The sequence below is a fragment of the Thiomonas intermedia genome (genome assembly GCF_002028405.1).
GTDB lineage: Bacteria > Pseudomonadota > Gammaproteobacteria > Burkholderiales > Burkholderiaceae_C > Thiomonas > Thiomonas intermedia.
Genome location: NZ_CP020046.1, coordinates 679,591 through 701,824 on the forward strand (window position 1 = coordinate 679,591; position 22,234 = coordinate 701,824).

24 protein-coding genes and 1 tRNA gene are annotated in these 22,234 nt (G+C 64.3%); 3 read left to right on the forward strand and 22 right to left on the reverse strand.

The window, feature by feature from the left end:
* Positions 1-124 precede the first annotated feature (124 nt).
* The 22 genes from BVH73_RS03080 to cysS all read right to left on the reverse strand — a co-directional run bounded on the left by BVH73_RS03080 (position 125) and on the right by cysS (position 18,995).
* On the reverse strand, positions 125-1,579 hold the full coding sequence (locus BVH73_RS03080; protein WP_079415989.1) for a DNA primase family protein: 1,455 nt from the start codon (positions 1,577-1,579) through the stop codon (positions 125-127).
* A complete protein-coding gene (locus BVH73_RS03085; protein ID WP_154048407.1) occupies positions 1,576-1,908 on the reverse strand; it encodes a hypothetical protein in 333 nt (110 codons plus the stop codon). Before BVH73_RS03085 ends, BVH73_RS03080 begins: the two co-directional genes overlap by 4 nt.
* Positions 1,909-2,030: 122 nt before the next feature.
* A complete protein-coding gene (locus BVH73_RS03090) occupies positions 2,031-2,504 on the reverse strand; it encodes a hypothetical protein (RefSeq protein ID WP_079415993.1) in 474 nt (157 codons plus the stop codon).
* Positions 2,501-2,692 carry a helix-turn-helix domain-containing protein gene (locus BVH73_RS03095; protein WP_079415995.1) on the reverse strand — a complete coding sequence of 64 codons (192 nt, stop codon included), beginning with the start codon at positions 2,690-2,692 and terminating at the stop codon, positions 2,501-2,503. Before BVH73_RS03095 ends, BVH73_RS03090 begins: the two co-directional genes overlap by 4 nt.
* Positions 2,693-3,884: 1,192 nt before the next feature.
* Entirely contained in the window at positions 3,885-5,246 is a 1,362-nt protein-coding gene (locus BVH73_RS03100) for a phage major capsid protein (protein WP_079415997.1), read from the reverse strand.
* Positions 5,247-5,426: 180 nt separating this feature from the next.
* Positions 5,427-5,672 carry a hypothetical protein gene (locus BVH73_RS03105; protein WP_079415999.1) on the reverse strand — a complete coding sequence of 82 codons (246 nt, stop codon included), beginning with the start codon at positions 5,670-5,672 and terminating at the stop codon, positions 5,427-5,429.
* 2 nt (positions 5,673-5,674) lie between these two features.
* On the reverse strand, positions 5,675-7,462 hold the full coding sequence (locus BVH73_RS03110) for a DUF927 domain-containing protein (RefSeq protein WP_154048408.1): 1,788 nt from the start codon (positions 7,460-7,462) through the stop codon (positions 5,675-5,677).
* The gene (locus BVH73_RS03115) at positions 7,459-8,154 is read right to left on the reverse strand and encodes a toprim domain-containing protein (protein ID WP_154048409.1); all 696 of its coding nucleotides are present in this window, start codon (positions 8,152-8,154) and stop codon (positions 7,459-7,461) included. Before BVH73_RS03115 ends, BVH73_RS03110 begins: the two co-directional genes overlap by 4 nt.
* A gap of 28 nt (positions 8,155-8,182) precedes the next feature.
* Entirely contained in the window at positions 8,183-9,379 is a 1,197-nt protein-coding gene (locus tag BVH73_RS03120) for an IS256 family transposase (protein WP_079416005.1), read from the reverse strand.
* 110 nt (positions 9,380-9,489) lie between these two features.
* A complete protein-coding gene (locus tag BVH73_RS15685) occupies positions 9,490-9,783 on the reverse strand; it encodes a hypothetical protein (RefSeq protein ID WP_154048410.1) in 294 nt (97 codons plus the stop codon).
* Between the two features lie 42 nt (positions 9,784-9,825).
* Positions 9,826-10,089 carry a hypothetical protein gene (locus BVH73_RS03130; protein WP_079416009.1) on the reverse strand — a complete coding sequence of 88 codons (264 nt, stop codon included), beginning with the start codon at positions 10,087-10,089 and terminating at the stop codon, positions 9,826-9,828.
* Positions 10,070-10,303, reverse strand: coding sequence for a helix-turn-helix transcriptional regulator (locus tag BVH73_RS03135; protein WP_079420279.1), 234 nt, complete (start codon positions 10,301-10,303; stop codon positions 10,070-10,072). The genes BVH73_RS03130 and BVH73_RS03135 overlap by 20 nt, the downstream gene beginning before the upstream one ends.
* An 87-nt stretch (positions 10,304-10,390) precedes the next feature.
* Positions 10,391-10,933 (reverse strand): hypothetical protein, encoded by a 543-nt coding sequence (locus BVH73_RS03140; protein WP_079416011.1) that lies wholly within the window; start codon positions 10,931-10,933, stop codon positions 10,391-10,393.
* On the reverse strand, positions 10,930-11,304 hold the full coding sequence (locus tag BVH73_RS03145; protein WP_079416013.1) for a hypothetical protein: 375 nt from the start codon (positions 11,302-11,304) through the stop codon (positions 10,930-10,932). The genes BVH73_RS03140 and BVH73_RS03145 overlap by 4 nt, the downstream gene beginning before the upstream one ends.
* On the reverse strand, positions 11,301-11,555 hold the full coding sequence (locus tag BVH73_RS03150; protein WP_079416015.1) for a hypothetical protein: 255 nt from the start codon (positions 11,553-11,555) through the stop codon (positions 11,301-11,303). The genes BVH73_RS03145 and BVH73_RS03150 overlap by 4 nt, the downstream gene beginning before the upstream one ends.
* Before the next feature lie 278 nt (positions 11,556-11,833).
* Positions 11,834-13,090, reverse strand: a complete 1,257-nt coding sequence (locus tag BVH73_RS03155) for a tyrosine-type recombinase/integrase (RefSeq protein ID WP_079416017.1) — start codon at positions 13,088-13,090, stop codon at positions 11,834-11,836.
* A 185-nt stretch (positions 13,091-13,275) separates the two neighbouring features.
* Positions 13,276-13,366, reverse strand: a tRNA-Ser gene (locus BVH73_RS03160).
* A gap of 99 nt (positions 13,367-13,465) precedes the next feature.
* Positions 13,466-14,719 carry an aspartate kinase gene (locus BVH73_RS03165; protein WP_079420281.1) on the reverse strand — a complete coding sequence of 418 codons (1,254 nt, stop codon included), beginning with the start codon at positions 14,717-14,719 and terminating at the stop codon, positions 13,466-13,468.
* Between the two features lie 89 nt (positions 14,720-14,808).
* Entirely contained in the window at positions 14,809-15,789 is a 981-nt protein-coding gene (gene tilS / locus BVH73_RS03170) for a tRNA lysidine(34) synthetase TilS (RefSeq protein WP_079416019.1), read from the reverse strand.
* 24 nt (positions 15,790-15,813) lie between these two features.
* A complete protein-coding gene (locus tag BVH73_RS03175) occupies positions 15,814-16,791 on the reverse strand; it encodes an acetyl-CoA carboxylase carboxyltransferase subunit alpha (RefSeq protein WP_079416021.1) in 978 nt (325 codons plus the stop codon).
* Between the two features lie 135 nt (positions 16,792-16,926).
* A complete protein-coding gene (locus BVH73_RS03180; protein ID WP_425444135.1) occupies positions 16,927-17,487 on the reverse strand; it encodes a DNA-3-methyladenine glycosylase family protein in 561 nt (186 codons plus the stop codon).
* Between the two features lie 125 nt (positions 17,488-17,612).
* Positions 17,613-18,995: a cysteine--tRNA ligase gene (gene cysS, locus BVH73_RS03185; RefSeq protein ID WP_079420283.1), complete on the reverse strand. Its 1,383-nt coding sequence runs from the start codon at positions 18,993-18,995 to the stop codon at positions 17,613-17,615.
* 166 nt (positions 18,996-19,161) lie between these two features.
* Between cysS and BVH73_RS03190 the strand changes: the two genes are divergently transcribed.
* From BVH73_RS03190 to BVH73_RS03200, 3 genes are read left to right on the forward strand one after another with little or no spacing between them, the layout of a single operon-like run.
* Positions 19,162-20,235, forward strand: a complete 1,074-nt coding sequence (locus BVH73_RS03190) for a nuclear transport factor 2 family protein (RefSeq protein ID WP_079416025.1) — start codon at positions 19,162-19,164, stop codon at positions 20,233-20,235.
* A gap of 48 nt (positions 20,236-20,283) precedes the next feature.
* Positions 20,284-21,588: a L,D-transpeptidase family protein gene (locus BVH73_RS03195; protein WP_245800396.1), complete on the forward strand. Its 1,305-nt coding sequence runs from the start codon at positions 20,284-20,286 to the stop codon at positions 21,586-21,588.
* A complete protein-coding gene (locus BVH73_RS03200; protein WP_079416027.1) occupies positions 21,585-22,232 on the forward strand; it encodes a peptidylprolyl isomerase in 648 nt (215 codons plus the stop codon). Before BVH73_RS03195 ends, BVH73_RS03200 begins: the two co-directional genes overlap by 4 nt.
* The last annotated feature ends 2 nt before the right edge of the window (positions 22,233-22,234 follow it).

Consider the following 22,234-nt stretch of genomic DNA (forward strand, 5'->3'; position numbering starts at 1 on the left):
CGGATGTTTGGGGGTTTTTGGCTCATGTGAGAAAACATGGAGAAAACCCTGGAAAACGTGTCCAATCCGTCCATCCGTCCAATCCGGGAAGGTCGGCGGGAACCTGGTGGAGACGTGAACGGCTTCAGTCGGCGGGGGTCTTGAGCCGGACGCCATGCCAGCCGCGCTCGCCGCGTTGCTTGCCGGGGGTGAGGCCGCGTTCGCGCAGTCGATCGCCGAGAGACTTGCTGCTCATGGGCCGGTGGCCCATGCCGGTGGCCCATGTCGAGTACGACTTGTACAAGTCAGCCGTGCTGGCGAACGATTGCGGCGATGAATCGAGCATGCAGTGGTCTTCGATCCAAAGTCCCAGGACATCGCTGTCGCGCCGGTATTCGGCGTTGGCTATGACGAGCGCTTTGGGCAAATTGCCCAGCCCCTGTTCCCGCCATGAGTGGAAACCGGCGACAGCCCATGCCAGGATGCCCGGCAGCTCGGCGGTCAGCTTGTCGAGAAGCCCCTTGTCCTTCGTTTGCTCGGGCACGGTGACAGGGAACGGTACCAGCACCACCCGCCGCCAGATGCCGTGATCCGTCCCTGTGATCACGGGCTTGTGGTTCGTCACTAGCACAACTTTGAATTTCGGCTTGTACGTGAAGAACTCCCGGTGCAGGAACCGCGCGGTGAGGGCGTCTTCGCCTGTCACCTGTTTGACTACGCCTTCGTCAAGCCGCGCGCCATCCGGGCCTTCGCTGGCGACCACCAGCCGGGCCTTGTCGAGGGAGGCCAGGTCGTTGCGGATCGCATTGGGGTCCCGCTCAGTGAGGGTCGCAAACTGCACCGTCTGGGCGTAGGTGCCCAGCATGCACTTGACGATTTCTGCGAACAGCGATTTCCCGTTGGCGCCCGTGCCATGCATCACGAGGAACAGCTGCTCCGAAGTCTTGCCGGTGAGGCAGTACCCGACGAACTTTTGCAGCCAGTGCCGCACGTCCGGGTCGGGCTGGACTTGCTCAAGGAATCGTTCCCAGTTGGGGCACGCCACGTCTTCGTCGCCGCCACGCCACTCGGCACCCGCTTGCCGGGTGATGAGGTCGCCGGGCTGACCTGAGCGAAACGCGGTGGTCTCACCCAGCCCCACCACCCCGTTTTGGACGCCCAGCAGCCAGTCGTCAGAGTCCAGCCGCGCCTGTTCAACGGCCATGCGTGGGTCGGTGGCCGCGATCGCAATCATCGCGTCCAACCTGGGCTTCTGCTGGGTTTTACGTGCGTGCTCAAGGAGCGCCTTCGCCTCGGCGGCCAGAACGCCGCTCATGGCCTTGTCGCGAGTCTGGGCTGCCTCGATCGCCAGCTTGCTGGCCTCGAGCAGCATGTCGCGTGTGACGGCGATCGCGCGCTGGGTCACCCACCCGAGAGTGTCAGCTTGCCAGGCATGGTTGACGAACTCCATCCACTGTCCGCGCGCAGGCACGTACAGCAGCTGCCCCGCGAATCGAAAGGCAAATCGATCGGCGTTTGAGACGTCCGTCAGCTCTTGATCGTGAGCCTGCACCAGCGCCGCAGGCTGGGCTTTGCTTTTTGTGGTGGGCATCTTGCTCATTTCCCCTCCCGCATCGCCCTGCGTGCGATCTGTTTCACCAACTCCGCCGCCCTGCCAGCGTCGATCATGGCCTCCAGCCCGCCCACAAGCTGACCGCCTTGCACACAGGCCAGCAGGCGAGCATGGGCCTGCATCAGTTCCTCCACCGCCGCCGCCAGGCTGACCCAGGCGCCGGGTCCACCGTTGCCCTTGCCCGGCATGGCCGGGTCGGTGACGCGGGGGTACAGGTCAGACCAGCCCAGTCCGAGCTCGGCCAGCACTTCGTCAGGAGTATGTCGGCAATGGCAAAAAAGGAGCGGCCCGCCATCTTTACCGATGGCGATGCTCAAGTCCTCGTTCTGCTTGTTGTGCAGGGGACAGGAAGCGCGCCATGCCGCGCTAGTTTTGGATGTGGTCGGCGCCTTGCGCACGGCGCCGAGGTGTGGCACGAGCGTGGTTTGGATGGGGTGACTCACAGCAGCACCCCCTGGCCTTGCCCCTCCAACCCGCGGCGGTAGGCCAGGCACTGCTGCACCCGGCGACGCGTGCAGCCATCGCGCTCTGCGAGCACCTTGGTGTCAGAGGCCGGCTCGCGCTCGGCGAACGCTGCGACCACCCCTGGGCGCAGGGCCAGGGTTTGGCAGGCCGCCACCAATTCGGCGGGGTCGTCGCCGCCCTGCTGTCCAAAGGCGTCACACCATTCCGACGGCGAGGCGAACCAAGCCGGGCCATGCGCACCGCCTGCCCGGCGGTCGCGCCGGGCTTGAGCTCGCAGAGCACGGGCCAGGGCAGCGGGGGCGGCGTCGGGGCGGTCGGTCGCCATCAGCCAGGCTGCGGCGGCGTCGCAGTCGCGGTCGCGGTCGAACTGCCTCGCGAGCAGCAGCGCCTCGGCTGCGCGGGGTGGCAGGGCCTGCGCGCAGGCCACGTTCCAGGCGCGGGGCGTCACGGCTGCCCCCCTTCGCCCGCAAGGCGGCGCAAGTCGCTCCAGCGAAAGCGGAGGGCACGCCCGATGCGCACGGGCGTCAGCGCGCCCCGTCGGGTGAGGTGGTGGAGGGTGGTCCTGCTCAGGCGCAGGTAGGCCACCGCCTCGGCGGCGGTGGCGAGGCCCGCCGCTTGGCTGTGTGATGAAGGCATGGTTCCCCCTTCGGAGAACCCTGGCACGAGGGCAAAAGGCGGACGCGGCGTACTTCACCCCGCGAAGGGTGTCGCCCGCCTGCCCCGCGTCGCGGGGGACGGGCCCTATGGAGTGCGTCCAAACTCTAGTGCCCGCACCCCTGGCGAAGATCCTCGGGTGCGCCCGGCTGTGTGCCTCGGCCGGTCTGGTTGCAATAGTAGCGCATTTTGCTTGCGCATCAAGCTGCGCGCCGCATTTTTGTCGAAAAAAATACGTATCTATCGATTTATACACTAAATACGAAGCCCGTCAATCTGGGCGGGCATGTTGGCGGGCCGACCGGCCAACGATGGTATTTTGTGGGCAATCTTGTGGGCAGCGCATCGCAGAAAATAAAAAATCCTAAGTGAATCAATCACTTAGGCTCTTGCTCTGGCGACGAAGGGATTGCGACTTTCTTCGTATTTCGTTGATCTGCAAGTTATTTTTGAATTTTGTTTTTTCCGATCCCCCAGCGATGCCCCCAAGGTAGCGCGGGCAAGCGGCAGGACTGGTCGAGGTTCGAGGGTGGCGCGCTCTCAGCTGCCACACTGAAACAGAAACTCGCGCTAAGCCGAACTACAACTTTTAACCCCCCCCCAGAAACCCAACCCCGCAAAAATTCGGCTAGGGCACGGTCTAGGGGGTAAGGATGCCAGCCTTTTCCTACCCCCCCTGGTGTCGTCTATGTGATCTGTCGCCATCCTGCTGCGTTGCAAAAAAAATGCGGACGCCTTGCCCCGCCCTTTTCCCTTCCTACCAAAAAACACTGAGGACACTGAGGACAGGCCAAAAAAATGCTGTAAACTATTGATTTATTTATATTTTTATGTCCTCATTTGGGTTGAGGACAAACGCTATTTTGCTGAGGACACTGAGGACAACTGGACTTCCCTGCACTTGTGCGGACAGGGCGCGCGCCCCTCTTTTTGCTGGAAAACCGTGAATGGCAGCATTGTGCAGCGCAGAAAAATCTCTCCATCCCCCGCCCCTGCGCCCGGCGCAGATGGGTCGATCACACCTCCACATCGCCCAATAAAAACCCGCCACGAGGGCGGGTAGTCTTGACCACAGCGCCACTTCTCTGGCGCTTGCCAAGTCTCGCAGTTTTTTACTCTGGCACACCCACGAGTTGTGCCATCACCCGCCTTCCGGGCGGGTTCACCTCACTCCTTACGGAGTAATTCCGCTCACCACGGCAAACGCCGCGGGCTGTGCAATCGCCACATCCATGCGCAGATGCGCCAGAAAGGCGTACTGCAGGTTGGTCACGAAAGCCTCCCGTAGGACTTCGATGCGCAGCTCCTGCCGGATGCCGAAGATCATCTGTGAGAAGTCACCCATCAGAATGCACGAAGCATTCGCTGCGGTGCCCTGCGTCTGGTTCACAGGGACGATGGTGGTTGCCAGGCCGGGCAACTGCTCCAGGGCTTGAGGTGCCCGCAGAGGTTGCCCGCTGGTGTCCTTGAAACCGCTGATGGCGCGGCGCGTGCGGGGGTGCAGAATCATCGCGGTAGGCGCCGCCGCGTTCGCCGATTCAAGCGCCATTACTGCGTCGAGCAGCGGGTCAAAACTCTGCAACTGCGCACCATTCGTCCCCATGCTCACCTGATTGATGCCCACGGTTCCGAGCAGGCCCAGCGGCGTTCCGGCAGTGCCAGCCCCGAACAGCGCAGCACGGTCGGCCTCCACCGCCATAGCGCCAGCGAACGCCTGCAGCAGCGCCTGCTCCACGTTCAGACTGTCCTGCATCAGTTCCCGGCTCACCTTGACCAGAACGGCCAGGCTCTTCGGCCTGAGCACAATACCGCCGAACGTCGGCTGGCTTTCACCGACCGGCGCATTCTCCAGACGCCAGGACGCTTGAGGATCGGCGACAACCCGTGCAATGGTGGTCTGTGCGCCATCGAGCGGCAGCGTCATTGCACCCGCCTGAATCGACACCGTGCGCGCACGCATGTAGTCGATCAGTTGCTGGGTCAAGCCGACTGGCACCGTGAAGCCACCCGCACTGTCCGAGCCTTCGGAGAGCGCATTGCGCACAGCCGGGTTTTGCGTGCCGTTCACCAAGGCTGAGACAAACTCGCCAAAGCCGAAGCCGGGAGGAATTGCCATCGTCTCGGCGGCCATGCTGTCGCCACGCCTGAGCGCGCGCACCGGCTTGCCAGTTGCCGACTTCCAGGTGCTATCGGTGTCGCTCCCGACTCTGTTGGCCATCTCCTTGTGGTTCAGCAGGGTCTGCACATCGTTGACCATTACCCCGAGCAGCTCGACAACGTCGAGCGTTTTCTCGTTCTCCTCGATTCCCGCGAGGCCTGGCTTTTCGAGGTTCGATTTTGCTTCCTCAACGCCGATGTTGACCAAGCGCCGATAGGCATTGCGCGCTTCGAGCATCTCGGTTTTGCTGCTGAGGTTGTTTGCCGTGGGCATCTGCTCGCCGCGCTTGGCGGCCCATGCAGCCACCTTGATGTATTCGTCTTCTTGGAGGCGCCGGCGGCCGTGAGTGGGCTTGGTGCGTTGATTGCTCTCATTCATGATGCGGTTCCTTTATGTGTGGCCTGGCGCCATCAGGATGCGTGCGCCCAGGCCGTTTGAAAATGGCCTTTTGACGCACGCCGTTCCGTGGGAACAACCGCAATCCTTGCTTCCGGTTCCAAGCCGTGGGCTGGGAGGGAAGCGTGGCCACTATAACGAACATTTCCTAATGTGTGAAACTCAATGCAGCAGCAGCTGGGGCTGTGTCTCTTCGATCTCACCTTGATCTTGTTGCCGCGCTTGCTCCTGCTGTATGGCGCGCAGCATGTAGAGGCGAGACTTGATCAAGGGCAGCACATCGGCCCGCAGAACGCAGATCGTTTCCGCGTCCATTTCTCGGCCGTCGAGGGTGTCGAGCAGGAAGCGGATGGTGCGTTGATCTGCCGCGGCGATCAGTGGTGCAAAAATTTTCACAAGGGGGTTCATGGTCAGTCCTCCACAGTTTCAAAAATGCTCGGGCCGATGCAATACACCGTGGCCTTGCCCAGCCCCGGCAGGCGGGGGCGGCAATCGAATGGGCGCCCTTTGTCAGGCTGCAAGTGCCCGGCGTCACGCAGCACCCGCAGCATGGCCTTCGGGTCGAAGCCCTGCGCCACTTCGACACGGAACACTTCGGGCAGGATGTAGAACGTCCAATGCTCCACGTCGCCCGCCGCGTCCTTGCTGGCCTTGCGGAACCCGGCGCGGCTCAGGGTGCGCGGTGCATGGTCATCGTCGGCGCGTGCCCAATCGGTGAAACGGCCTTCACCGTGCAGTTCCAGGAAGCGGCGCACTTGCCGCAGCATCTGGAGGTCTTCTGAATTGCCCAGACCGCCACGGGTCAAGAGCCAGTCTTCAAAGCAACGGCGGGCGGCGCGTTCGGCCTCGCCCGCAGGCCAGCCGGTCAAGCCCGCCGTGGTCGCCAGCTCGCCCGCTGCGGCCACCACGACAAAGCGCCGGGCCACGCGGTGAACCTGCCCGCTTGCGGCCTCTGGCACCCACTGCGATGTGTAGTGCTCAAGGGCGACGCGCATGTGCTCTCGCAAGGTGTCTGCACTGCTCACGATGTGCTCAAGGAATGCCCGCCCCGCAGTGCCGTGGTAGGCGTCGCAAGCCTTGCCCAGATGCTGTGCCAGGGCCTGCGGGCTGTCGAAGTCGTGCAGTTTTTCAAACACACCCATGCCCGCCCCGGCATCGGCTGGCAAATCGACCAGGCGCAGCTCCTGTCCGGCGCGGGCAGTCTTGCCCACGCTCGCCATATGCTGCGCAATACCAACTTCGCCTGCACTCAGCAGCATCAGCAGCCACTGCAGCCTCGGGCGCGGCTGGCCGGTGCGGGTGGCACGCGCCTTGCCGGTGCCGTTGCTCAACATGTAGCTGCACTCGCCAATTTCACGGCCGTCGATCTGTGCGATTTCGTCGAGGATCAGTGTGCGGTCGCAATGCGCGGCGGCGCTGCCTTCGATGGCGTTTGCCGTAGCGCGCCAGTTCTGCACATACGCCGCCGGGCCATACACCGATGCGGCCAGGCGCAGCGCCGTGCTTTTGCCAGAAGACGATGCACCCACCAGGTGGAACCCGCCGCCGCCCTCGCCGGAAGGGCGCAGCACCATGCCCGCAAAAGCCGTGCTGATGGCGAACGTCAACCGGCTATTGCCTACTGCGGGCGCCGCCACGCGGTCGCGCCATTGCGCCAGGGTGCCACGCTGGCGTAGGGTGTTTTCTGTGGCAGTCTCGGCCTGAAAAATCAGGCGCTCATCCGCAGTGCCAAGCACTTCGTCGGGTAGCACATAGACCCCGCCGGGGTGCCAGCCCACGCGGTCAACGCAACGCGCTAGGGCATCGGGTCGGCGCGTCTGCACATAGGTTGCCAGCAACTGGCGCGCTCGCGGCGCCGTGGAAATTCGCAGACCCAGCGAGAGCAGCACGCCACGAAACTCGGCGCCATCGCCTGCGAGCATTTTTGCGGGCGCTGCCCACTGGCGCGGGTGGCCTGCGGGGTCAGTGAACTCGAGCAAGAAGCCCCAATCGGCGCTGCTGGCATCGCGGGTCAGCGCCGTGACTTCGAGCGGGCTGCAGACCCATAGCGGCGGCTTCGGGCGGCCTTCGTTGTCGCGCTCTTGGAACCACACACCGCCATCGTCCACGCGGAAGCGATCAAGCCCCGACACCGTCTCTGCCGCACTCGGCGGCGCGAGATCCGCTGGCGTCTCTGTCACCATCGGGAGCGCGCTCACGCTGCAGCCTCCTGCTGCATGAATGCGGCTAGGTCGTTGATGTCGGTCAGGCTCTCCGGTGCGCTGATCGGCCAGGCCGGGCGCACCAGCGTTGCGTGCACAGCGGCGGCAGCAGCGCGAGCCTTGGTCAATCCGGGATTGCCTTCAACCAGTCGGTCGTCGTCGGCAACGACAATGATTTTGGCGACAGAACACAGACCCCGAATCGCCACGGCAACCGGCTGCAAATTGCCCGCGTCGATGGCGGCCAGCACAGCGGCGCCCGGGAACTGTGACGCCGCCGTCATGGCGGTGGCGAAGCCCTCGGCAATGACGATCAAGTCAGCGGGCAGGGCGCCGGCCACGATGATGAAGCTCCCGCGTTTTGCGCCACCAGATAACAGACGCTTGCCACCATCAGCGCCGATGAACTGCAGACTTCGCGTCTCGCCTTGTGTGTTCTCGATTCTGAGCACCAACAGGTCGCAAGACTGCCGTGCAGGCCCTGCGGCGATGCGCTTGCGGGCGAGATAGGGATGGTTCCGATCTGCCGGGCGTGCGGCCATCCACAGCGCATCGGCCCGAGCTGCGGCCTCGGTCTGTACGGCCTCGCGTTGTCGCTGTGCGGCGGCTGTGGCCTGCCGGATTTGTTGGACGTGCGCCTGTCTTTCCTGCGGGGTCAGGTCGCGTCCCGCGACGTGGTGTAGGTCCACAGCCCGGACAGGCTGAGGTACACGGTACTCAGCGTGCCACAGCGGACAGCCGAGTCGGGGCAGTATCGCAGAGCGACTGAAGGCCTTCAAGCTGCATATACCGGCGGTTCAGCGACCACTCGTCGTTCTGCTCCAGCATCATGGCGCCGACCAGGCGGGTGATGGCCGCGTCGTTGGGGAAGAGGCCCACGACGTTGGTGCGGCGCTTGATGTCGGCGTTCAGGCGCTCGAGCGGGTTGGTCGAGTAGATCTGCGCCCAGTGCGCCTTCGGGAAGGTCATGAAGGCCAGCACGTCGTGCTCGGCCTCGTCCATCAGGGCGCCGAGCTTGGGGAAGCGTTCTCGCAGCTGGTCGGCCACGGTGCGCCACTGCGTTCGCGCGGCTTCGGCCGTGTCCTGCACGAACACGGTGCCGATGGCCGCCGCGACCATGCGGCGCTGCGTCTTGCCGGCATGGGCCAGGGCGTTGCGCATGAAGTGCACGCGGCAGCGCTGCCAGGTGGCCTTGAGGACCTTGGCGACCGCCGCCTTGAGACCAGAGTGGCTGTCGCTGATGACGAGCTTGACCCCGCGCAGGCCGCGGCGGTTGAGGCTGCGCAGGAAGTCGGTCCAGAACGGCTCGGCCTCCGAGGCGCCGACCTTCATGCCCAGCACCTCGCGCTGGCCCTCGGTGTTGACGCCGACGGCGATTATCACGGCCACGCTGACGATGCGGCCGGCCTCGCGGGTCTTGACGTAGGTGGCGTCGATCCACAGGTAGGGCCAGTCGCCCTCGATCTGGCGGTTGAGGAAGGCGCCGACCTGCTCGTCGAGCTCGCCGCACAGCCGCGAGACCTGGCTCTTGGACACGCCGCTCATGCCCAGGGCCTTGACCAGGTCGTCCACGGAACGCGTGGAGATGCCCTGCACGTAGGCTTCCTGGATGACGGCGGTCAGGGCCTTCTCGGCGGTGCGCCGCGGCTCCAGGAACTCGGGGAAGTAGCTGCCCTGGCGCAGCTTGGGGATCTTGAGCTCGACCGTGCCGACACGAGTCTCCCAGGTGCGGTCACGGTAGCCGTTGCGGCTGTTGAGCCGGGCGGCGCTCTTCTCGTCGTAGCCGGCGCCACAGCGCCCCTCCACGTCGATCTCCATGAGGCGCTGGGCCATGAACTGCACCATCTGGCGCAGCACGTCGACATCGGCCCCCTTCTCAGCGAGCTCGGTCAATGCGATAGTGGCGTGGGTCATCGTGGTTTCCTTCAGACAAGGATTGGTGGGTCGCACCTCAACCTTATCCGGACTTCACGATGGCCACCCCCATCTCCAGGGACGACCGGCGCGCGGTGAGCTGCTCCGGGCTACGCCCTTCGCAGCTCACCGCACCAAAGACTTACACCACTCGGCGGGACATTACCCGGGGTCATGCGGCTGGTGGCTTTGCTCGACCAGGTGCAGCTTGCCCCGGTTTTCCAACTGCCTGCGGCGCCGTGGTCAGAATGCAGCACCGCCCAGCCGTTGAGGGTGCCGCGCCGGTCGCCTTCGATGCGAAAACGGCGCAGCACGCCGTCAGCCGCGATGTCCTCTCGATCGGCGGGGGCGATGCCCTGTTGATCGAGGAGTTCGAGCAGCGCGGCCACGGGGTCAAAGAACACTCTTGCTGCGGGGGGGCGTTCGGCTGAGAGGTTCGGGCGCATTCAGACGGCCTCCACCGAGCCGACAATGGCCGCAACCTTCGGCACCAAATCGCCGGGCCGGTCGAACACCATGACACCAAAGCGCACGGGCAGCACCTGCAGCGCGTAGACGCGGCCATCGTGCACAAAACTGGTCGGCAGGCTACGCTCGACGGCGCGCTGTGCGGCTTCGACCAGGCGGGCGCTTTCGGGCCGGTCTTCGGCCCGGTAGACCTGCACGCCGGGCAGAGATGGCGACTTGCTTTTAGGCCGGGCGGCGCTCATTTGGCGCTCCCTCGCGGCGCACGGATGCGGGCGGAAATCCAGCTTGCACCTCGCTCTCAGGCCAAGCCGCAGCGCGGGCGCCGAGTTTGACGCAGGGCGGAAATTTCCCCTCCTTCATCGCCGCGTACAGCGCGCTGCGGCGCAGGCCGGTCATGGCCTCGACATCGGGCAGGCGCAACAGGCGCTCAGTGGAAACACTCGGATTTGTGTGCATCGCAAAATCTCCCATCGGTTGATGAACAGATTTTTGCGGGGGCAGCCTACCGCTGTCGAAAAATAGACCGGGCTTTTTCGGGGTGCCCTATTTCACCGGGGCGGCGGGGACGATCTCGCCTATTTCCAGTCCCGCCTCGTCAGCGTAGGGCCGGGCGCGCAACAGCCGCACGTCGCTGGCCGGGCGTGAGTCTTTGAGCAGATCGTTCGCCAGTTCGGCAACCAGTTCATCAGGCAGCTGCTGCAAGTCGTAGACGCGGGCTGTCAGGTTGTCGAGGGCACGCACGAAACGAGTGAAGGGTGTGCGACCCTGCGCGCCCTCGACCGGTGGCAGGTTGCTCACGCGCATCTGGGCGGCCCAGTCGAGCCGCCGCACAGCCTCCACCAGAGCATCGGGGTCGATCCCGGTCTGGTGCGCGGCGATGACGATGCGGCTCTGTATGGCATCGCTCTTGAGGTCTAGTGTGGTGGCGAGCGATTGGGCGTGCTTGCTCAGGCGGTCTAGCGCCGGGTCGGTCTCTTTTTCATGCTGCGCCCAGCGCAGCGCCTCGTCAATGCACAGACGCATGGACTTCGGGCCGCGCTCGATATGCGCCACGGTGGCGCACGCGCGTTTGATGGACTCGTTCAATCTGCGGCCTCTTGCGTGGACTGCGCTGCAGGCCAGTCGGACAGGTAGTACGCCCGCCCATCCGCGCCTAGATACAGCTCGGCATGGTGGTGTTCGCAAGCGCGTGTCAGGGTGCGGCCCATCTGCGAGAGGGTCGGTGCGAAACCGGTCGCATCGTTCGACCGGTTTTCTGTCGGCTTGCCGCCGCCGTGTTTTTCCGTGCGCGCCAGCAGCTCCCCGCAGCGGCGCTCAGCCCGAACCTTGATTTCGGTGGTGTACTGGATCAACTCGCTGTCTTTGGCCTGGTGGGCATAGGCGGCTTCAAGGTATCCGGCAGCGAAGAGGTCGAGCAGCCGCGGGGGGAGGGCGGGGGTGTCGGGCGTTGCGGTCATGCCTCGCTCCCATCGCGCCCCGCATCTGCCGCTTCCCATGCTGCATCGGCGTAGTCGGTTGCCACGCGCTGCGCCACGGCCAGCACGCGCTCGGCAGCCGTCCCGCCCTCCCCGTCTGGTTCGCTGCGCAACAGCAGGGCAGCGCCTTCGATCAGGGCGGCCAGTTCGAGGAAGTGTTCATACGCGGCGCTCAGGGCTTTGCTGTTGTCGGCCGGGGGTGTGCGGTCGGTCGGGTCGATGATTTGCAGCATGGGGCGCTCCTTCGGTGGTTGATGCGTGCGCCCGGCAGCGGCGGGGGGCGCGGGGAAAGCTGTTTCGCGCTGCAGGCTACGGCCATTCCAGGAAAACAGGCAGGCGGCGGGGAAAGTTGGTAAGGGTAAATACTATGAATTTGTCCTCAATGTCCTCGCTTTGTCCTCACTTTGTCCTCAGTTCTCCAAATCCTCACAAACCCTGCATTCATGCGGCCTGCAGACCGATTCAGGGGTTTGTCCTCAGTGTCCTCAGTCGTTTTTGCACGCCGGGCCGGTCAGGCTGCGAATGACGCGGCACCGGCCCGCAGCGGAATCACGGCCCCGCCCTGGCGCACGGCGTCGCAGTAGTTCGCCCAATCCTTCATCAGTGCCACCCGCTCAGCCGCGTAGCGCGCATGGTTGTAAGCCGCTCGCACGCGGTTCTCCTCGACATGTGCAAGCTGGGCTTCGATCACGTCAGGCCTGTAGCCCATTTCGTTCAGGGCGGTTGACGCCACACCCCTGAACCCGTGGCCAGTCATGCGGCCCTTGTAGCCCATGCGCTCAAGGGCTTTCAACATGGTGTTGTTGCTCATGGGCGTTGACCGCTTGCGCTCCCCAGGGAACAGCAGGGCTGCGCCGGTGCAGCGCACCGGGTCGTTGCCATGTACGGCCTGCAGGGTGCGCAGCACTTCGATGGCCTGCGGCGCCAGGGGAACCAGATGTTCACGGCGGCTCTTGGTGCGTTCGGCCGGAATGCGCCACTGCGCCGCCGTCAAGTCGAACTCTTGCCAGCGGGCGCCGATCAGCTCGCCAGTACGCACGAAGGTCAGCGCCATCAGCTTCAAGCCCAGGCGGGTGAACGGGCTGCCGGTGTAGCCTTCGATCCGGCGCAGCAGTTCGGGCAGCTCGGACAGTTCGATGCGGGCGAAGTTGACCTGCCTACGCGCCCGCAGCACGTCGCCGGGCTTCACGTCAGCAACGGGGTTGCGATCCGTCAGGCCATGCGCCACCGCGTAGCGCATGACCTGGCCGCAGGTCTGCAGCACGCGCCGGGCAATGTCCGCCGCGCCCCGTTCTTCGATGGACTTTGCCAGCCGCACAAAGGCCGGGGCGGTCAGCTCGTTGACGGGTTTTTCTCCGAAGGCCGGGAAGGCGTCAGCCTCAAGCCTGGCGATCACATAGCCCGCATGTCGCTCTGCTTTCGTCGCTCGCCAGTGCTCCCACCAGGCGCGCGCCACCTTCTCAAATGCCAGATCGGAAGAGGCCAGCCGGGCGCGCTTGGCGTCCTGTCTCGCCTCGCCAGGATCAGCGCCAGAATCGAGCAGCGCCCGCGCTTCGTCTCTGGCTCGCCTAGCGTCTTTCAGGCTCACTTTGGGATATGCCCCCAGGGCGAGGCGCTTTTCCTTGCCCCCTGCCCGGTATTTCCAGCGCCATAGCTTCGCGCCGGTCTTGGTCACCTCCAGGTACAGGCCGCCCGCATCGGCGTGGCGTTTGTAGGGCTTGCCTTCGGGACAATGGGCGGCTTTGCAGGCGGGTTCAGTCAACGGCATTTCGGCTTCCTTCAGGGGACAGAACACGATGCCCCCAGGTGTTTTGCTTCGATGCCCCAGATAATGCCCCCTACTGGCGCCGGATGTCAAAAGACGTTGCCGGACTTCGGCAAACAAAAAACCCGCTGCCTCAGAGGAGAACAGCGGGTTTTTCGGACTTCCTTGGACTTCTTAACACTTAATTTTGGCGGAGACGAAGGGATTCGAACCCTTGATGCGCTTTTGGCGCATACTCCCTTAGCAGGGGAGCACCTTCGGCCACTCGGTCACGTCTCCATTTGCTTGCGTCGTTGCTTGCGACGACACACGTTCAGCAAAGTCGGCAATTATTACACGCATTCAACCCTGACTGCCACCGCAGTCGAACTTTTTGGTTCAAGCCGCCTGTTCCAGGTCGAAGGCCTTGTGCAAGGAACGCACGGCCAGTTCCATGTACTTCTCTTCAATGACCACCGACACCTTGATTTCCGAGGTAGAGATCATCTGAATGTTGATACCTTCTTCCGACAGGGTGCGGAACATCTTGCTGGCCACCCCCGCGTGCGAACGCATGCCCATGCCGACGATGGAAACCTTGCACACTTTCGGATCACCGAGGATTTCCTTGGCGTCGATATGGCCCTGCACCGTGGTCTTGAGGATATCGAGCGCCCTTGCGTAATCGCCGCGCCCCACGGTGAAGGTGAAGTCGGTGAAGCCGGCCACGCTCTGGTTTTGCAGAATCATGTCGACTTCGATGTTGGCGTCGCCTACTGCACTGAGAATCTGATAGGCGATGCCCGGCCGGTCAGGCACGCCGACCACAATGATCTTGGCTTCGTCGCGGGCAAAGGCAATGCCCGACACCACGGCTTGTTCCATGTTTTCGTCTTCCTCAAAGGTGATGAGTGTGCCGCTGCGCGACTCCAGTTCCAACGGCAAGTCCCAGGGAGTCAGGCTGGAAAGCACGCGTAGGCGAACCTTGTACTTGCCTGCAAATTCCACCGAGCGTATCTGCAGCACCTTGGAACCCAGGCTGGCCATTTCCAGCATTTCCTCGAAGGTGATGGTGTCGAGCCTGCGGGCTTCGGGAACGATGCGCGGATCGGTGGTGTAGACACCATCGACATCGGTGTAAATCTGGCATTCGTCGGCCTGCAAGGCCGCCGCGAGAGCCACGCCCGAGGTGTCCGACCCGCCTCGACCCAAGGTGGTGATGTTGCCGTGCGCATCCACGCCCTGGAATCCGGCTACCACGGGCACGACGCCCTGGGCCAGGTCGGCCTTGAGTTTGTCGGCATCGATGGATTCGATGCGTGCCTTGGCGAAGGCGCTGTCGGTATGCACCGCGATCTGAGCGCCGGTATAACTGCGGGCCTTGCGACCCAGGGCCTGCAAGGCCATTGCCAGAAGTCCGATGGTGACTTGTTCGCCCGTGGAGGCCACGACGTCAAGCTCGCGTGGGTCGGGCTGGGGTTGAATATCTTTGGCCAGCGCGATCAGGCGATTGGTTTCGCCGGACATGGCCGACACCACCACCACAACCTGATGCCCTGCTTCGTGCCATTTGGCCACGCGCCGTGCGACGTTTTTGATCCGTTCGGCAGAACCCACCGAGGTGCCGCCGTATTTCTGGACAATGAGTGCCATGAGCAATGCGTTCGAGAGCTGCGAAAGCTGCTTTGCCCGGCGCACGATACGCCCGACCGTTTCGCAGAAAGCCTCGCATTCTATGCCCTCTACGGAGCAGCCTCTCCTCTGCTGAGAAGCAAAAATGCGCCCTGGCGCTGAAGAACACAGGCTGGCAGCCGAAGTTCGAGCCGATGCGCGCCTTGCTCTGTGCGCAGGATCTGGCGCACGAGTTCGTCGGTGCGAGCACGATCCAGGCGTTGCCCGTTCTGTCGCAGCCAGAGCCGCAAGACTTCGCCTGCCGAAGCGCCCCCCAGCGCCCGCAGGGTGGCGAGATGCAGGCCCTGGGGCTGCAGGCAATCGCGCAAATGCTGGGATGCACGCTCCTGGATCTGCCGGTCCGCTGCCGCGCACAAGGCAGCACTCCGACCCAACGTCTGGCGATAGGCCGGCTCAAGTCTGGCCAGAACGGGCACCAGTTCATGCCGGATGCGACTGCGGCGAAACGCCGGGTCCGCATTCATCGGATCATTGAGGAAGGACACATCGTGCGCCTTGAGCCAGTGGCGCAACTCCGCGGCCCCGCACTCCAGCAGGGGCCGCGCAAAGGTGCAGCCGTGTCGCTGCATCTGGGCAGGCATGGCTGCCAGCCCACGGGGCCCCGCACCGCGCAACAGCGCCAGCAGGACGGTCTCCGCCTGGTCATCGCCATGTTGCGCCAAAAGAACGAGCGCACAGTTCTGCGCCTGCGCAAGCTCGGACAGGGCCAGGTAGCGGGCCTCACGCGCAGCCTCTTCCACACTCGCACCGGGCACCACCTCCACCTGAAGAACGGCCTCCGCGTAGGGCACGCCAAGGTCGAAGCAGGCCTGGGCGCAATGATGCGCAAAGGCTGCGGCAGACGCTTGCAATTGATGATTGACATGAAGCGCGCAGAGGCGCTTCTGACCCCAGAGTTCGCGTGCGGCCCACAGCAGGGCCGTGGAATCGGCTCCGCCGCTGAAGGCGATGCCGATACGTCCCGCCGGGACCAAGTCCGGGTGCTGCGCCGCCCATCGCGTGAGCGCTGCGAGCGCGGGATTCTTCAGCACCGGTGGTCGACGCTGAAGGCGCGATCAGCGTCCCGCCGACTTGGTGTCTTCGAACTTCCCGAAATGCTGCAAACGATCGAGTCTTTGCTTCACCAGTTCGGCAGCCGGGGTATGTTGGAAATGGCGCAACGACTCGCCCAAGGCGCGCTTGAGCGACGTCGCCATGGCAGCCGGGTCGCGGTGCGCACCGCCCACAGGCTCATTGACGATCTTGTCCACCAGCCCCAGCGCCTTCAAACGGTGCGCTGTCAGGCCGAGCGCCTCGGCGGCCTCAGGCGCCCTTTCTGCGCTCTTCCACAGAATGGATGCACAACCTTCGGGCGAAATCACGGAGTAGATCGCGTACTGCAGCATCAGCAGTTGGTCACATACGGCGATGGCCAGTGCCCCGCCAGACCCGCCCTCGCCGATGATGGTCGAAATGATGGGCACTTCGAGCTGCGCCATCTCATAGATATTGCGGCCGATGGCCTCCGACTGGCTGCGCTCTTCGGCATCGATGCCGGGATAGGCGCCCGGCGTATCCACGAAAGTGAAGATGGGCAGATGGAACTTCTCCGCCAGCTTCATCAGCCGCAAGGCCTTGCGATAACCCTCGGGCTTGGGCATGCCGAAGTTGCGCAGGGCACGCTCCTTGGTGTCCCGCCCCTTCTGGTGGCCGATCACCATGCAGGCCTGCCCACCCAGGCGGGCCAGACCGCCCACGATGGATTGATCGTCGGCGAAGGCGCGGTCACCATGCAGCTCGTGGAAATCGGTGAATATCTGGTTGGCATAGTCCAGGGTGTAGGGCCGCTGGGCATGCCGCGCGATCTGCGTGGTCTGCCAGGGTGTGAGCTTGGCGTAGAGGTCCTTGGTCAGTTGCTGGCTTTTCTTCTGCAGGCGGCCGATTTCTTCTGAAATGTCAACGGCGGATTCATCCTGCACATAGCGCAATTCGTCGATCTTGTTCTCCAGTTCTGCAACCGGCTGCTCAAAATCGAGAAAGACTTTTTTACTCATAGACACCTCGGAAAAATGATCTGTGCGCGATGATGGCGCACCTGCCGGAAAGGCTGCGACCGGGGAATGGCAAGAATGCCTCTTGATTCCCTGCCCCGTCGCGTCGGGCCTTTCGGCGAGCCCCGCGCGGGAACCTCAATAGTTGACCGGAAGCGGGTCCAGACTGCGCCAAATATACCAAGTCCCCACCGAACGCCAGGGGGCCCAGGCGGCGGCCACCTCGCGCACCTCGCTTTGCGTCACCGGCTCACCGGCGAAATAGGTCTGGCTCACGCCCTTGATCAAACCCAGATCGCCCAGCGGCAGCACATCGGGGCGCATCAGGTGGAAGATGAGAAACATATCGGCCGTCCAGCGGCCGATGCCGCGAATGCTCAGCAGCTCGGCGGCGATGGCGTCATCGGGCATGTCCTGCCACTTGTCCGGGTGGACCTCTCCTTCGTGGAACTTGGTGGCAAGGTCGCGAACGTAGCCCGCCTTGCGTCCGGAAAGGCCGCAGGCGCGCAAGGCCTCCTCGCTCAGTCCTAGCAAATGCGCGGGCGCGACCTCGGGAACCGCGGCGCAAAAGCGATCCCAGACGGTTTGGGCGGCTTTGACGGAGATCTGCTGGCCAATGATGGATCGCGCCAAGGTCTGAAACGGATCGCCACGGCTTTGCAGCCGGGTTCCGGCATGCGTCTTGATGAGCTTGCGCATGACGCGATCGGTGCGCTGCAAATGGGCGCAGGCCTTGTCCCAGTCGAGCGCGGCCACGCTTGCCGCAGAGGCTGCGCCACGCCCAGCCGAAGACGTTGGCCCCGCCTTGGGGCGATCGGTGGCGCTCAAGCCGACCTCCACACCGTGACGCCGCCCGGTTTGTCTTCAAGCACGATGCCCTTGGCCGTGAGTTCGGCTCGAATGCGGTCGGCCTCGGCAAAATCGCGCGCCTGTTTGGCAGCGATACGCGCCTGCACCTGCTGCTCCACCCAGGCCGCATCGACCGAGGCGGCCTTGCGCTGCAGAAATTCGCGCGGCCGTTGCTGCAACAGCCCGAGCAAGCCGCCAAGCCCTTTGAGCAGAGCCGCCAGATCGGCATCGCCGGTCTTGTTCACTTCGGTCGCCAGCTCGAACAGCACGGCCATGGCTTCGGCGGTGTTGAGATCGTCGTTCATCGCCGCAGCAAAGGCCTGGGCACGCGGGTGATGCCAGTCGATCCGTCCGGGCAGATCGGCGAACGGGTCGAGCGCGGTGTACAGACGCGTGAGGGCGGCGTGCGCGTCCTGCAGATGCTCGTCGCTGTAGTTCAGCGGGCTACGGTAATGCGCCCTGACGATGAACAGCCGCACGGTCTCGGCATCGACGTGCTGAAGAATGTCGCGAATGGTGAAGAAGTTGCCCAGCGACTTGGACATCTTCTCGCCATCGACCCGCACGAATCCGTTATGCAGCCAGACCTGCGCCATGGGCTTGCCGCTCGCGCCCTCGCTCTGGGCGATCTCGTTTTCGTGATGCGGAAACTGCAGATCGGCACCACCGCCATGAATGTCGAACGTCTCGCCCAGCAGCGCGCAGCTCATGGCCGAGCATTCCAGATGCCAGCCCGGGCGCCCGGGGCCGTCTTCCGAGGCCCACTTCACCTCGTCGGGCTCGGTGGGCTTGGCGGCTTTCCACAGCACGAAGTCCAGCGGATCCTCTTTCGCCGTATCCACCTCGACGCGCTCACCGGCGCGCAGCTCGTCGAGCGACTTGCCCGACAACTTGCCATAGCCCGCAAACGCGCGCACGTGGAAATTCACGTCACCGGCGCCGTCGCGATACGCCAGACCGCGCGCCTTGAGCTTGCCCACGAGATCGAGCATCTGCGGGATGTAGTCGGTGGCGCGCGGCTCGTGCGTCGGGCGCTCCACGCCGAGCGCGTCGGCGTCTTCATGCATGGCCTGAATGAAGCGGTCGGTCAGCGCCCGGATGGATTCACCGTTGTCCTGCGCACGGCGGATGATCTTGTCATCGATGTCGGTGATGTTGCGCACATAGGTCACCCGCAGACCCTGCGCCTTGAGCCAGCGCTGCAGCAGGTCGAACACCACCATGACCCGGGCATGTCCGATATGACAGTAGTCGTACACCGTCATGCCGCAGACGTACATGCGGACATGGCCGGGCTCAATCGGGACAAAGCGGACTTTCCCGCGGGAGAGGGTATTGTGGAGGTGCAACGCAGTCATGGCGTGTGGCGGGGAGGCACGGTTGGCGCGCGAATGCGCCAAGTCCCCGGATAAAATCAAAAACTTAGCACAAGCCGCCGGTCTTGCGCCCGGCACAAAGGGCGTGAACAGCGCGTCCGGCACCGCGGCCCGCCAGGACTTTCCAGCCCACTTCTTCAGATCCATCATGCGAAATCGCCTTCTCGCCACCCTGATCGCCCTCGCCCTGAGCGCGCCAACCGTCTGGGCGGCAGACGCAGCCAGCGTCACGCAAAGCCTGCAGAAGGGGGATCTGCAAAGCGCCCTTCAGCAGGTCGACACGCTTCTGGCCCAAAAACCCAAGGACCCGCAGTATCAGTTCCTCAAGGGGGTCATCCTGACCGAGCAGAAGAAGGACGCGCAGGCCATCCAGATCTTCCAGTCGCTGACCGAGCAATACCCCGAGCTGCCCGAGCCCTATAACAATCTGGCGGTGCTGTACGCTCAGCAAGGGCAGTACGACAAGGCCCGAGCCGCGCTGGACATGGCCATTCGCACCAACCCGAGCTATGCCACGGCCCAGGCCAATCTGGGGGACATCTACGCCAAGCTGGCCAGTCAGGCCTATCAAAAAGCCTTGCAGCTCGCGCCCGACGAAAACGCCAACGCCAGGGTCAAGCTGAACCTGATCCGCGAACTGTTCGAGCGAGACAAGAACGCTGGCGCCACGCCCATGAAGGTCGCCACCACCCAGACCGCCACCGCGCCCGAGGCCAAGCCGGCCACTGCCGTCCCCGCCCAGAAGCCGGCAGTCGTCGCCACCACAAAGCCCGCCGCGAAGCCTGAACCGGCTCACACCGCACCGGCCACCGCCCTGGCCGCAACTTCGACGGCGGCGGCGACCAAATCCGCAGCCAAGGCCGAAGTGGCGACCGTCCCTGCTGCGGAGCAAGCCGCGGTGTCGGAAGCGGTGGAGCGCTGGGCCGCCGCCTGGCAGAACAAAAACCTGTCCGGCTATTTCGCCGCCTACGCGACCACTTTCAAGCCTGAAAAGGGCATGAGTCTGAGCGCCTGGAAAGACCAGCGCCGCGCCCGCATTTCCGACAAGGCCAAGATCACCGTGACGGTGCACGCGCTCAAGGTTCAAGTCGATGGCGACAAGGCCACCGCCCACTTCCGTCAGCATTACGTCTCCGGCTCGCTCGATTTCGACGGCCCGAAAACTCTGCAGCTTCAGCGCGAAGATGGCCAATGGCTGATCGTGCGGGAAATCGTCGGCTGAATCGCCGACTTTGAATCCGTGATCTGACACGCACGCGGCCGTCCCAACGTGAACACCCCGATCCGTCGTCCCCTCGCACGCAAGCTGTTGCCCTGGGCCTTGCTGTGCGTGCCTCTGGTGTTCGCCGCGCGCGCTGCAACCGACTACAACGCGGTGCCCGGACAGAGCCCATCCGCCGCCCAAGACAAGGCCGCACGATTCGCCGATGCGCCCACGGACAGCGTGCCGCATCGCGCCGTCTCACCGCGAACGCTGCTCAGGCTGACGACTTCGCTCGGCGCCCTGCCGAACCAGGACGGGGCCGAACGCCGCCTATTGCACGCCTACGCGCAAGTCGCGGCCGGCCAACTCGACGCCGCGCGTGCGCAGGCCGAGCAACTGGTGCGCGACTACCCTCACTTTTCCCTGGCCCAACTGCTGCTGGGCGACGTCATGCAGGCCAGCGCTGGCAGCACCGCGGGCTTCGCCGCCGCGCCGCCCGCCCCCTCGACAGAGATCGAAGCTCTGCAACGCGCGCGCCTTCTGGAGCTTCGCGCGGAAGCCCTGGCACGTCTGGGCGCCTACACCGCGCCCCCGCCGTCCGGGGCCATTCCCGCCAATCTGGTCGCCCTGGCGCCCGACGTTCAGCGCGCCATCGTGGTGGATACCGCGCGCTCGCGGCTCTACCTATTCGAGCAGCGCAACGGTGTGCCCAGACTGGAAACGAGTTATTACTTCAGCCAAGGCAAGCTCGGCGCCGGCAAGACCCTGGCCGGCGACATGAAAACGCCACTGGGCATTTACTTCATCACGCGCAAGATCGGCGCCAAGGATCTCAAGCCGCTCTATGGCGCCGGGGCGCTCACTCTGAACTATCCCAATGAATGGGACAAACAGCAGGGCCACACGGGCTTCGGGGTCTGGCTGCACGGCACCCCGCCCGACAGCTATGCGCGCGTCCCCCTGGCCTCCGACGGTTGCGTCGTGCTGTCCAACCCCGATGTGCGCAGCCTGATGGCCGACACCCCGGCCGGAAGCACGCCGGTGGTCATCACCCGCCAGGTGCAATGGCTGAGCACCGATCAATGGGCCGCCCAGCGCCAGCGCATCACGGCGCAATTGCGCAACGACATCACCCGCGCCGCCTTGCAAGGCTTGCGTCCACAGGAAGCCCCCTCCGCCGCAACCTCGGCACCGCACGGGCCCGTGCGCAACACGCCCATCACGCCGGGGGCGCTCACGGTGCTGCAATATCCCGGCCAAATCGTGGTGCAGTACAGTGCGTCCGGCGCCCCCGCCAGCCCGCTCTACCGCCAGTACTGGGCACAGCGCAGCGCCAAATGGCAACTCATTTTCCAAGGAAGCGTTTCATGATCGATTTACATCCGGCCAACCCAACCCGCCCGGTCTTTTCGCGCATCTGGCGTGCTGCATGGCAGCGTCTGGCGCTTGCCCTTGCGGCGTCCAGCCTGCTGGCCGCAGGCACCCTGCCCGCGGCGCGGGCCGCCGAGGCCCCCGCTGCGCAACCCAAGGTGGAGTTCGTCACCACGATGGGCAAATTCGTCGTCCAGCTCGATCCGGCCCGCGCCCCGAAAACCGTGGCCAACTTTCTCGATTATGTGAAAAGCGGGTTCTACAAGGGCACGATCTTTCATCGCGTGATTCCCGGCTTCATGGTCCAGGGCGGCGGCTTCACCGCGAACATGCAGCAAAAACCCACCCGCCCGCCCATTGCCCTCGAAAGCCAGAACGGCTTGCGCAATCTGCGCGGCACCATCGCCATGGCGCGCACGGCCGACCCCAATTCGGCCACGGCGCAGTTCTTTGTCAACGTGGCGGACAATCCCAGCCTCGACTACCCCAAGCCCGACGGCTACGGCTATGCCGTCTTCGGCAAGGTGATCTCGGGCATGGAGGTGATCGACAAAATCGTCGCCGTGCCCACCCAGAATGAGGGCATGTTCCAGAACGTGCCCGTCAAACCCATCGTCATCGAAGACGCCAAAGTCCTCAACTGACA

Bases quoted from the DNA above. Each gene is read 5' to 3' on its own strand.
- BVH73_RS03145 (WP_079416013.1), bottom strand. From the start codon at position 11,304: ATGACCGCAACGCCCGACACCCCCGCCCTCCCCCCGCGGCTGCTCGAC.
- BVH73_RS03180 (WP_425444135.1), bottom strand. From the start codon at position 17,487: ATGCGCAAGCTCATCAAGACGCATGCCGGAACCCGGCTGCAAAGCCGT.
- BVH73_RS03165 (WP_079420281.1), bottom strand. From the start codon at position 14,719: ATGGCACTCATTGTCCAGAAATACGGCGGCACCTCGGTGGGTTCTGCC.
- BVH73_RS03105 (WP_079415999.1), bottom strand. From the start codon at position 5,672: ATGAACCCCCTTGTGAAAATTTTTGCACCACTGATCGCCGCGGCAGAT.
- BVH73_RS03200 (WP_079416027.1), top strand. From the start codon at position 21,585: ATGATCGATTTACATCCGGCCAACCCAACCCGCCCGGTCTTTTCGCGC.
- BVH73_RS03135 (WP_079420279.1), bottom strand. From the start codon at position 10,303: ATGCACACAAATCCGAGTGTTTCCACTGAGCGCCTGTTGCGCCTGCCC.
- BVH73_RS03100 (WP_079415997.1), bottom strand. From the start codon at position 5,246: ATGAATGAGAGCAATCAACGCACCAAGCCCACTCACGGCCGCCGGCGC.
- BVH73_RS03150 (WP_079416015.1), bottom strand. From the start codon at position 11,555: ATGCTGCAAATCATCGACCCGACCGACCGCACACCCCCGGCCGACAAC.
- BVH73_RS03095 (WP_079415995.1), bottom strand. From the start codon at position 2,692: ATGCCTTCATCACACAGCCAAGCGGCGGGCCTCGCCACCGCCGCCGAG.
- BVH73_RS03175 (WP_079416021.1), bottom strand. From the start codon at position 16,791: ATGAGTAAAAAAGTCTTTCTCGATTTTGAGCAGCCGGTTGCAGAACTG.
- cysS (WP_079420283.1), bottom strand. From the start codon at position 18,995: ATGACTGCGTTGCACCTCCACAATACCCTCTCCCGCGGGAAAGTCCGC.
- BVH73_RS03120 (WP_079416005.1), bottom strand. From the start codon at position 9,379: ATGACCCACGCCACTATCGCATTGACCGAGCTCGCTGAGAAGGGGGCC.
- BVH73_RS03190 (WP_079416025.1), top strand. From the start codon at position 19,162: ATGCGAAATCGCCTTCTCGCCACCCTGATCGCCCTCGCCCTGAGCGCG.
- BVH73_RS03155 (WP_079416017.1), bottom strand. From the start codon at position 13,090: ATGCCGTTGACTGAACCCGCCTGCAAAGCCGCCCATTGTCCCGAAGGC.
- BVH73_RS03080 (WP_079415989.1), bottom strand. From the start codon at position 1,579: ATGAGCAAGATGCCCACCACAAAAAGCAAAGCCCAGCCTGCGGCGCTG.
- BVH73_RS03130 (WP_079416009.1), bottom strand. From the start codon at position 10,089: ATGAGCGCCGCCCGGCCTAAAAGCAAGTCGCCATCTCTGCCCGGCGTG.